Source organism: Shewanella donghaensis (assembly GCF_007567505.1).
Taxonomy (GTDB): Bacteria; Pseudomonadota; Gammaproteobacteria; order Enterobacterales; family Shewanellaceae; genus Shewanella; species Shewanella donghaensis.
In genome coordinates, this window is sequence record NZ_CP041783.1 from 1,241,046 (window position 1) to 1,252,441 (window position 11,396).

The 11,396-nt window shown below is 42.9% G+C and carries 4 protein-coding genes, 2 tRNA genes and 3 rRNA genes; 2 read left to right on the forward strand and 7 right to left on the reverse strand.

The features are described from left to right. Positions 1 to 5: 5 nt before the first annotated feature. Positions 6 to 1,502 carry an ATP-binding protein gene (locus FPK91_RS05260; protein WP_144208996.1) on the reverse strand — a complete coding sequence of 499 codons (1,497 nt, stop codon included), beginning with the start codon at positions 1,500 to 1,502 and terminating at the stop codon, positions 6 to 8. 150 nt (positions 1,503 to 1,652) lie between these two features. Here FPK91_RS05260 and FPK91_RS05265 point away from each other — a divergent pair, with 150 nt between their 5' ends. Next, on the forward strand, positions 1,653 to 1,919 hold the full coding sequence (locus FPK91_RS05265; RefSeq protein WP_144208999.1) for a hypothetical protein: 267 nt from the start codon (positions 1,653 to 1,655) through the stop codon (positions 1,917 to 1,919). A 62-nt stretch (positions 1,920 to 1,981) separates the two neighbouring features. Next, the gene (locus FPK91_RS05270; RefSeq protein WP_144209002.1) at positions 1,982 to 2,329 is read left to right on the forward strand and encodes a hypothetical protein; all 348 of its coding nucleotides are present in this window, start codon (positions 1,982 to 1,984) and stop codon (positions 2,327 to 2,329) included. 87 nt (positions 2,330 to 2,416) lie between these two features. Here FPK91_RS05270 and FPK91_RS05275 read toward each other — a convergent pair whose 3' ends face one another. The 6 genes from FPK91_RS05275 to FPK91_RS05300 form a co-directional block, all read right to left on the reverse strand. Next, positions 2,417 to 4,888 carry a putative bifunctional diguanylate cyclase/phosphodiesterase gene (locus FPK91_RS05275; RefSeq protein WP_144209005.1) on the reverse strand — a complete coding sequence of 824 codons (2,472 nt, stop codon included), beginning with the start codon at positions 4,886 to 4,888 and terminating at the stop codon, positions 2,417 to 2,419. Between the two features lie 729 nt (positions 4,889 to 5,617). Then, positions 5,618 to 5,733 (reverse strand): 5S ribosomal RNA (gene rrf, locus FPK91_RS05280). 181 nt (positions 5,734 to 5,914) lie between these two features. Beyond that, positions 5,915 to 8,808 (reverse strand): 23S ribosomal RNA (locus FPK91_RS05285). Between the two features lie 370 nt (positions 8,809 to 9,178). Further along, positions 9,179 to 9,254: transfer RNA gene (locus FPK91_RS05290), tRNA-Ala, on the reverse strand. A 61-nt stretch (positions 9,255 to 9,315) separates the two neighbouring features. Beyond that, positions 9,316 to 9,392, reverse strand: a tRNA-Ile gene (locus FPK91_RS05295). A gap of 73 nt (positions 9,393 to 9,465) precedes the next feature. Beyond that, positions 9,466 to 11,008, reverse strand: a 16S ribosomal RNA gene (locus FPK91_RS05300). Together the 16S, 23S and 5S rRNA genes with 2 tRNA genes alongside form the textbook arrangement of a ribosomal RNA operon. Positions 11,009 to 11,396 lie beyond the last annotated feature (388 nt).

Here is an 11,396-nt window from a genome sequence, read left to right on the forward strand (position 1 = left end):
ATTCGTTAAAGCCCTTTTTTCAATGGCAAAATTATTTCGATACACAAGCCACCAAGATTAGAAGGTCTTGCCGTTATTGTCCCATCATGTGCTTCGACAATATTTCTGCATATCGTTAGCCCAAGTCCAGCACCATTATTGCGGCGCACTCGAGAACTATCTTGTCGATGTAATGGGTCAAACAATAATTCGCAATCATTTACCGAGACTGTTGGCTTGGTGTCATTGATAAGAATTAATACTCTAGTAGCTTCATGAATCAACTGAATATCAATGTTGCCAGGTGCGTCGGTATAAGCAACAGAGTTTAATATGACATTAGCCAGTAATTGTTGAATACGCATTTTGTCTACATTGATCATGACAGGTTCAGCATGATTAAATGAATAAGTTAACGCTTTAGCAGTAATTTTGTCATTTAAAGATGCTAACGATAAAGAAATACACTCTGTAATATCAACGACTTCTAAATTATATTTCAGTCCCCCAACATCAGATAAAGATAATTGATATAAATCATCAACTAAGTGCTTTATACGCATGACTTCTTGCTCTAATGACTCTAGTTGCGGTTTATCAAATGGTCTAATCCCAACTTTTATGGCATCTATCTCGCCACATAAAATACTTAATGGCGTTCTTAGCTCATGTGAGATATCAGCGAACCATCTATTTTTAGCGGTTCTATTTTTATCAAGCGTCATTGCAAGGTGGTCAATATCATTCATTAATTTACCTAACTCATCTTGGCGCTGCTGATTGAATCGCTCGCCATAATTACCATTGGTTAGGTAAGTCACCCCTTTTACGACTTCTTTAACCGGTACCAATAAAAACCGCGCTAAAACCCAGGAAATTAAACTGGCTAACATTAAGCATCCCAGACCAATCCATAAGCTAGTCCAAAGCTGTTGTTGTGAAAATAACGCCGCAGAGTCTGTATTGGCTTTAATAATCTGTGCGCTATATAACTTGGCGATAACAACATCATTATATTTAACCGGCATAAATGTCGCAGTTTCGACATCATCAATATCAACACCAGCAAGCAGTTCAAAATCGGGCGTGTAAATACCCGTAGCAGGTCCTAACTTTCGATTGGGTTCACCTTTAGGCGACGGTCTCATATGGGGAGGCGGCTTTCTCCCGTCAGCGTTAAATTCTCTTGGTGTTCTGCGAGCGTCAAAGTCTAATGGTGGTGGCCTTCGTTCAGGCCGTGCGCGATGACTTCTTTCAGATTGGGTAAAGGGTCTAGGGTTAGGCGAATGAAATCTAAATAACCCGGAAAACTGTGCTGAAGTCACATTATCCCAATTAGAATTAGATTCACTATATAACGCCGTTAAATCAATAGATAAGCGTTCTAACCTTTCTTGTTCAAGGGTATTGATGTAATTAATAAAGCCTTGATCAAAACTCCACCTAGCTAATGACAAGGTAGCAATCAACACAACACTGGTTAAGCCAACAAAGGCGAGGAATAGCTTTTTAGATATATTCATGAATTAAAGTATATCGGGCAAATAGCTATCTCACTAGCAACAAAAATAACTTAACCACAATCTCCATTAAATCTGCACATTTACTGCATATTTCCTTGGTAACGTAACAACATCGAAAGAAAACAGGTTCACAAACTGACAGGTATTAAAATGAAAAAAATTATCCCAATAATTACACTCATCCCTCTTTTATTATGTGCTTCTTCTCAGTTGTTAGCGCAAGAAAAAAATCGAGAAATGAGAAAACCACCTCAAGAAGCCTTTACTGCTTGTGAAGATAAAACTGAAGAAGAAGTCGTGACATTTACCACACCAAATGGTGACGAAATGGAAGCAAAGTGCATGTTGCTAAACGATGAATTAGTGGCAGTACCTAAAGATCATACACCGCCGCAGCGCTCTCGTAGTCGCGGCTAATTACGCAGTAATTTAGCTGATAAACCTTTATTGATTCGCAACTAAAATCATAGGAACAAGTCATGCAAATTAAGATAGATAATACAATCATCAATCAACAAAGTCAGACGCAAGCTACCACTAGACCAGAAAGACCACATGGTCCTCCACCGCCAGGCTCTACTCCTCCAGGCTTAGAAACCGCGGTTGAAACATTAACTGATGACGAACAAAGTGATATCTCAACAATGCTCGCTAGCTTGACAGAGGAACAACAACAATCATTGAAAATGGCATTAGATGAACTCAAGCCTATGGCTGATAAATTATCAAAAAATGACATGGGATCTGTGTTTCTGGAAACTTTGACTCAAATATCGAGCGCTTCTTCGACAGATTCGGGAGCAGATAAGGTAGACACCTATGCATAGAGCATGTGTCTGAATAATATTGTTATCTTTGAAGATGTAAAGCCCTGAAATCTTGTTAATCAGGGCTTTCTGATACACATCGAGGATTTACGAGGGACATAACCATTTCATTAAATCGACAGGAAGTTGCGGCTTACTATAATAATAGCCTTGTGCTTGGTCACAGCCGTTTTCTAATAGAAAGTTAGCTTGCTCTTTGGTCTCTACCCCTTCGGCAATAATTTTTAAATTTAATGCATGACCTAATACAATAATCGCTTTGGCGATTGCGGTGTTATGATTATCAAATGGAATATCTGTTACAAACGATTGGTCAATTTTAAGGATATTGATTGGTAACTTTTTCAGATAGCTTAATGAAGAATAACCCGTACCAAAATCATCTACAGATAATTGAATACCCATGTTGCCCAACCTTTTGAGATCGCGGATCACTTTTTCAGGCTCATACATCATACAGCTTTCGGTCATCTCTAATTCCAGACGGTCAGCTGGAAAGCCAACTTCCGCAAGGATAGATTCTACGTTATCGATAAAATTTGAACGCTGAAATTGCAAGCTCGCAACGTTAACCGCTATACGTCCGAAATGATGGCCCCTGTCTAACCACTCTTTACCTTGCAAGCAAGCCATTCTTAATACCATCAAACCTATTTGATGTATCAAACCAGTCTTCTCTGCAATAGGAATAAAATCAGCGGGTGAGATAAACCCATAATCCCTGTGATCCCAGCGAATTAGTGACTCCAAGCCAACTAGTTTACCCGTAACTAATGACAACTTGGGTTGATAGACTAAATGGAAATGTTGTTCCTGAATCGCTTCATGTAAAGCATTCTGAATTCTCAAATGCTCTAGTGAATTCGTTGTCATTGTCGAGTCATAAAATGTAATAGTATTACGGCCACTTTGCTTAGCTATATGAAGCGCGGTATCGGCATTTTGAGCAATATTTTCAGTGTTATGTGAATCAATTGGAAATACAGAAACACCAACACTAATCGTCATTCTAATTAAAGGGTGATCACCGAACTTAAACGGTTGCTCTATGATTGCTTTAATATGTTCTACACGTTTAGAAAGCTTTTGGTACTGGGTAACATCAGACAGTAGAATGACAAATTCATCGCTGCTTAAACGTGCTACCTTACAATTTTCACCACTAAGCTTTGACAACCTAACACCTACTTCGACAAGTAACTGATCCCCAATTTCATGACCTAAGCTGTCGTTGATATGCTTGAAGAAATCTATATCAAAGAAAATTGCAGCCAATAGAGTTTGATTTATTAATGCTTTATCAGCTTGTTTTTGTAGGTGTGAACGAAGTAGCAGCCTATTGGGCAGTTGCGTCAAACTGTCATAATTCGCTAAATTTTCGAGCTTTTGTTCATTTTGTTTTTCATTTGAAATATCAGCAAATACAGCAACGAAATAATTGATTCGATCATCTTGACCATAAACGGCATTAATGGTCACAAGCTGTGGGAAGATATCTCCAGATTTTCTTTTATTCCAAATTTCACCATGAAATTTGCCTTTAACAGTTAACGTATTCCACATTTTGGTAAAAAACTCAGTGTCATGTTTTCCTGAATTTAATAACCTTGGGTTCTGACCAACGGCCTCTTCGCGGCTGTATCCAGTAATTGTTGAGAATGCACGATTAACTTCGGTTATAACACCGTCTCTGTTGGTAACTAACACACCCTCAATAGTATTTTCAAATACACTTTCAGCAAGTAATAACTGCGTTTCAGCTAACTTGTTTCGACCAATATTACGTGTAATACCGATAGTGCCAACTAGATTGTCATTTACATCTCGCAATGGTGCTTTTATTGTTTCTAACCAACGACAATTATTAAGTTTATCAATATCTTCACACTCTTCCACAATAATAGGTTTATCAGCAACTTGGGCGTCGATGTCACTTGAACGGAATAGTTCAGCAGTTTTATGATCAAACAAATCATCATCAAATTTACCAACTATCTGATTTGCTGTTTTATTCCAGGCAGACTCAACACTTCTATTGCAAATAATATATTGACCATCAGCATCTTTAATCCAAATATGTTCGCTAAAAGCATTAATAAAATTTTGCAAATTAATAACGTTGTGAACGTCATCAACACTTTGATTTTGATGCGTAGCGCTTAACGATGCTAAAGAGTTTTGTAAACTATCAACAGCTAAATCAAGTACATTAAAATCAATATTATTGATTTCTGACTTTGGGACAACACAACACACACAACCTTGTAGTTGCTTAGTTTGAGTAAAGAGGGGGTTGATTATTAAACTGTAACCATCAACAAAATCTGCTCGAATGATAGTTTCATATTGAGCTAAATCTACTAGAGTGATTTCTTGCAATGTTGAATAGATAGACGGTTGAAACTCTAGAGCGACATCTTTGTCTATTTGACCACTAACAACAAACAAGATCTCAGCATCATCGTTGATAAGATATGTACAAACAACCGCGTTTAGCGTTGTTGCCGTTATATCTACAGTCTTTTGCCAATGTTGGACAAGATTATCAATGATATGCATTATAAAATAACATTCCGTTTATTTGGAGGATTAACCCAATAGTTAATAGATTATATCGTCAGAATTTCACATATTGAATAAGTAAACTTAGTATATGCCAACTCGAACAATTAAGTTAGATAAGCCATTTTAAAACAAGCTAAATGACTCACAAATGACACCATAAATTAACATTACTTACCCATATAATAATTTTATTAACCAAATCAGTATTAACTGATTTAAAGTCGAAATAGCTAAATTCAAGTAAATGATAAAGCCAAAGTCGAATAAACCAAGATACCAAATACATCAAAATGGACTTAAAAGGATTAAGGATCACTGTGAAATCTACAACTGTAAAAAAAAAGCCAGCTACACATATTTATTAGGGCTTGAAGAAGTTTAGATGCGGATACAACCTTCGTGTTACACGCTGGATAAAGCGATGCTTTATAAACACAGACATTGCATCCTACTTTCACCATGTGTTGCTCGAAAGCCTTAAACGAAAAAATCCCTGACTCGTAGAGTCAGGGATTATTCGTAACTTTTGTGCTTACTTTTAAATAGTAAGATAAATTAGGCGCTTGGCGATGTTCAGCTGCGGATACATCCTCCGCGTTCCATATCTGTATAAAGCGTTGCGTTATCAACACAGACATTGCACCCTACTTAACCCTATATTGGTCGAAAGCCGTAAACGAAAAAACCCCTGACTCCTAGAGTCAGGGGTTATTCTTATTAGGCGCTTGGCGATGACCTACTTTCACATGGGGAGACCCCACACTATCATCGGCGCTATTGCGTTTCACTGCTGAGTTCGGGATGGGATCAGGTGGTACCACAATGCTATTGTCACCAAGCAAATTCTTGCTTCATTTACCGCAAACGCAGTAAATAATAATTCGGAAATCTGATAACTCTTTCGAGATTTTTTGAGTTCGCACTTCATTAAGCGCTTTATATTCGTATCTAAGTTCGACTTTTCAGTCTGTAATAAATCTAGTTACCACAACACACTCAGATAAAACTCATCTGGGTTGTATGGTTAAGCCTCACGAGTCATTAGTACAGGTTAGCTCAACGCCTCACAACGCTTACACACCCTGCCTATCAACGTCCTAGTCTCGAACGGCTCTTTAGAGAGATTAAATCTCTAGGGATGACTCATCTTAGGACTCGCTTCCCGCTTAGATGCTTTCAGCGGTTATCGATTCCGAACGTAGCTACCGGGCAATGCTATTGGCATAACAACCCGAACACCAGCGGTTCGTCCACTCCGGTCCTCTCGTACTAGGAGCAGCTTCCTTCAATCATCCAACGCCCACGGCAGATAGGGACCGAACTGTCTCACGACGTTCTGAACCCAGCTCGCGTACCACTTTAAATGGCGAACAGCCATACCCTTGGGACCGACTTCAGCCCCAGGATGTGATGAGCCGACATCGAGGTGCCAAACACCGCCGTCGATATGAACTCTTGGGCGGTATCAGCCTGTTATCCCCGGAGTACCTTTTATCCGTTGAGCGATGGCCCTTCCATACAGAACCACCGGATCACTATGACCTACTTTCGTACCTGCTCGACGTGTATGTCTCGCAGTTAAGCTGGCTTATGCCATTGCACTAACCGTACGATGTCCGACCGTACTTAGCCAACCTTCGTGCTCCTCCGTTACTCTTTGGGAGGAGACCGCCCCAGTCAAACTACCCACCAGGCACTGTCCCGAACCCCGATAAGGGGCCGCGGTTAGAACATCAAAACTACAAGGGTGGTATTTCAAGATTGACTCCACTCCATCTAGCGACGAAGTTTCAAAGTCTCCCACCTATCCTACACATGTAGGTTCAATGTTCAGTGCCAAGCTATAGTAAAGGTTCACGGGGTCTTTCCGTCTAGCCGCGGGTATACGGCATCTTCACCGCAATTTCAACTTCACTGAGTCTCGGCTGGAGACAGCGTGGCCATCATTACGCCATTCGTGCAGGTCGGAACTTACCCGACAAGGAATTTCGCTACCTTAGGACCGTTATAGTTACGGCCGCCGTTTACTTGGGCTTCGATCATGAGCTTCTCCGAAGATAACCCAATCAATTAACCTTCAAGCACCGGGCAGGCGTCATACCGTATACGTCATCTTGCGATTTTGCACAGTACTGTGTTTTTGATAAACAGTTGCAGCCACCTGGTATCTGCGACTCCCAACAGCTTAGAGAGCAAGTCTCATCACCGTCAGGAGCGTACCTTCTCCCGAAGTTACGGTACCATTTTGCCTAGTTCCTTCAGCCGAGTTCTCTCAAGCGCCTTGGTATTCTCTACCCGACCACCTGTGTCGGTTTGGGGTACGATTCCTACTAACCTGAAGCTTAGAAGATTTTCCTGGAAGCATGGCATCAACTACTTCATCACCTTAGTGACTCGTCATCAGTTCTCAGCCTTAAGTAAACCCGGATTTGCCTAAGTTTACAGCCTACAACCTTAAACGCGGACTACCAACGCCGCGCTAGCCTAGCCTTCTCCGTCTCTCCATCGCAGTTAGCAGAAGTACAGGAATATTGACCTGTTTCCCATCGACTACGCCTTTCGGCCTCGCCTTAGGGGTCGACTCACCCTGCCCCGATTAACGTTGGACAGGAACCCTTGGTCTTTCGGCGAGGGAGTTTTTCACTCCCTTTATCGTTACTCATGTCAGCATTCGCACTTCTGATACGTCCAGTGTGGGTTACCCCTTCACCTTCAACCGCTTACAGAACGCTCCTCTACCGCTTGCTAGTAAACTAGCAAACCCATAGCTTCGGTGTATTGCTTAGCCCCGTTAAATCTTCCGCGCAGGCCGACTCGACTAGTGAGCTATTACGCTTTCTTTAAATGATGGCTGCTTCTAAGCCAACATCCTAGCTGTCTAAGCCTTCCCACATCGTTTCCCACTTAGCAATAACTTTGGGACCTTAGCTGATGGTCTGGGTTGTTTCCCTTTTGACGACGGACGTTAGCACCCGCCGTCTGTCTCCCGAGTAGTACTCACTGGTATTCGGAGTTTGCAAAGGGTTGGTAAGTCGGGATGACCCCCTAGCCTTAACAGTGCTCTACCCCCAGTGGTATTCGCTCGAGGCGCTACCTAAATAGCTTTCGAGGAGAACCAGATATCTCCGAGTTTGATTGGCCTTTCACCCCCAGCCACAAGTCATCCGCTAATTTTTCAACATTAGTCGGTTCGGTCCTCCAGTTGATGTTACTCAACCTTCAACCTGCCCATGGCTAGATCACTCGGTTTCGGGTCTACGCCTTGCAACTAAACGCGCAGTTAACACTCGGTTTCCCTACGGCTCCGCTATTCGCTTAACCTCGCTACAAAACGTAAGTCGCTGACCCATTATACAAAAGGTACGCAGTCACGGTCTCAAGAACCGCTCCCACTGCTTGTACGTACACGGTTTCAGGTTCTATTTCACTCCCCTCACAGGGGTTCTTTTCGCCTTTCCCTCACGGTACTGGTTCACTATCGGTCAGTCAGGAGTATTTAGCCTTGGAGGATGGTCCCCCCATATTCAAACAGGATGTCACGTGTCCCGCCTTACTCGTTTTCATCTATGGTTAGTTTTCATGTACGGGACTATCACCCTGTACCGTTGAGCTTTCCAACTCATTCCACTAACACCCCATAGACTTAAGGGCTAATCCCCGTTCGCTCGCCGCTACTAGGGGAATCTCGGTTGATTTCTTTTCCTTCGGGTACTTAGATGTTTCAGTTCCCCGAGTTCGCCTCATACAGCTATGTATTCACTGTATGATGACCACTTATGTGGCCGGGTTTCCCCATTCGGATATCGTTAGCTCAAGTGCTTATTACTAGCTCGCCAACGCTTTTCGCAAGTTATTACGTCCTTCATCGCCTCTGACTGCCAAGGCATCCACCGTATACGCTTAGTCACTTAACCATACAACCCACATCAGTTTCATAAATGAAAACAAGTGTTGTTAAAGCGGGTAGCCTTAACGGTTATATCGTAACTAGCTGGTTTATTACATAATTTGCATCTCTTTCGAGTACACAAATTCGCCTTAGATTTTTAGAATATTCAAGACACTTAATAAAGTGTTTTGAGAACTCAATGTATTATTGAAAAAGGATTAATTTCTCAATAATACGATTTTGTAAATAACACAACGACAGACATCATCATGTTAAATACTATCAGCTTTCCAAATTGTTAAAGAACGGGCTAAAAAAAGCCAAAGATAATGTTTAGATTATCTTTGGCATCTCTTAATTGCATATGTCGACTCAAAATAATGAGAAGATGTAAATGGTGGAGCTATGCGGGATCGAACCGCAGACCTCCTGCGTGCAAGGCAGGCGCTCTCCCAGCTGAGCTATAGCCCCATTTACATGCAGTGAACAAATACGTTAATACAAAATCTTCGCTTAGGAGAAATGAAGATTTTGGTGGGTCAGAGTGGACTTGAACCACCGACCTCACCCTTATCAGGGGTGCGCTCTAACCAGCTGAGCTACAGACCCAACGTATATTGCTCTTTCTTTCTATCAAGTAATCTGTGTGAACACTCAACAAATATTGAGTTAGTCGTATAGGTAAGGAGGTGATCCAGCCCCAGGTTCCCCTAGGGCTACCTTGTTACGACTTCACCCCAGTCATGAACCACACCGTGGTAAACGTCCTCCCGAAGGTTAGACTATCTACTTCTGGTGCAGCCCACTCCCATGGTGTGACGGGCGGTGTGTACAAGGCCCGGGAACGTATTCACCGTAGCATTCTGATCTACGATTACTAGCGATTCCGACTTCACGGAGTCGAGTTGCAGACTCCGATCCGGACTACGACGTACTTTGTGAGATTAGCTAGACCTTGCGGCTTTGCAACCCTCTGTATACGCCATTGTAGCACGTGTGTAGCCCTACTCGTAAGGGCCATGATGACTTGACGTCGTCCCCACCTTCCTCCGGTTTATCACCGGCAGTCTCCCTAGAGTTCCCGCCATTACGCGCTGGCAAATAAGGATAGGGGTTGCGCTCGTTGCGGGACTTAACCCAACATTTCACAACACGAGCTGACGACAGCCATGCAGCACCTGTCTCACAGTTCCCGAAGGCACCAAACCATCTCTGGTAAGTTCTGTGGATGTCAAGAGTAGGTAAGGTTCTTCGCGTTGCATCGAATTAAACCACATGCTCCACCGCTTGTGCGGGCCCCCGTCAATTCATTTGAGTTTTAACCTTGCGGCCGTACTCCCCAGGCGGTCTACTTAATGCGTTAGCTTGGGAGCCCAGTGCTCAAGGCACCAAACTCCGAGTAGACATCGTTTACGGCGTGGACTACCAGGGTATCTAATCCTGTTTGCTCCCCACGCTTTCGTACATGAGCGTCAGTCTTTGTCCAGGGGGCCGCCTTCGCCACCGGTATTCCTTCAGATCTCTACGCATTTCACCGCTACACCTGAAATTCTACCCCCCTCTACAAGACTCTAGTTCACCAGTTCTAAATGCAATTCCCAGGTTGAGCCCGGGGATTTCACATCTAGCTTAATGAACCGCCTGCGTACGCTTTACGCCCAGTAATTCCGATTAACGCTTGGACCCCTCGTATTACCGCGGCTGCTGGCACGAAGTTAGCCGGTCCTTCTTCTGTAGGTAACGTCACAGCTAACGGTTATTAACCGTTAACCTTTCCTCCCTACTGAAAGTGCTTTACAACCCTAAGGCCTTCTTCACACACGCGGCATGGCTGCATCAGGCTTTCGCCCATTGTGCAATATTCCCCACTGCTGCCTCCCGTAGGAGTCTGGGCCGTGTCTCAGTCCCAGTGTGGCTGATCATCCTCTCAGAACAGCTAGGGATCGTCGCCTTGGTGAGCCATTACCTCACCAACTAGCTAATCCCACCTAGGTTCATCCAATCGCGAAAGGCCCGAAGGTCCCCTCCTTTCCCCCGTAGGGCGTATGCGGTATTAGCAGTCGTTTCCAACTGTTATCCCCCTCGACTGGGCAGATCCCTAGGCATTACTCACCCGTCCGCCGCTCGTCACCTCAGGAGCAAGCTCCCTTGTGTTACCGCTCGACTTGCATGTGTTAGGCCTGCCGCCAGCGTTCAATCTGAGCCATGATCAAACTCTTCAATTAAAGTTTTGTTAAAGCAACCATTCTTATAAATAAGAACGTCGCTTTGGCTCAATGAATTCTGATTTCGATTTAAAGACTCGGAAGAATCTCTAAAACGTTTGTTACATATTGCTATGAACACTCATCGTTACATTGAGTAAATAATTTTGATTGCTACATTCTTTTACTAGAAAGAAGTAAGCAATTTCGATTAACTCAACACCTGTGAATGTCCACACAGATTACTTGATAAATTGTTAAAGAGCGTGGAATCAATTTTTCAGACTCCGCCAGTAGACGCTAGGTCGTTGGCTTGGGATGCGTATTCTACGCAATTCCCTTTTCGCGTCAAGTCATTTTTAAACTTATTTAAAAACAATTTCAGCGTCACTTTACAGTGAACTGACTT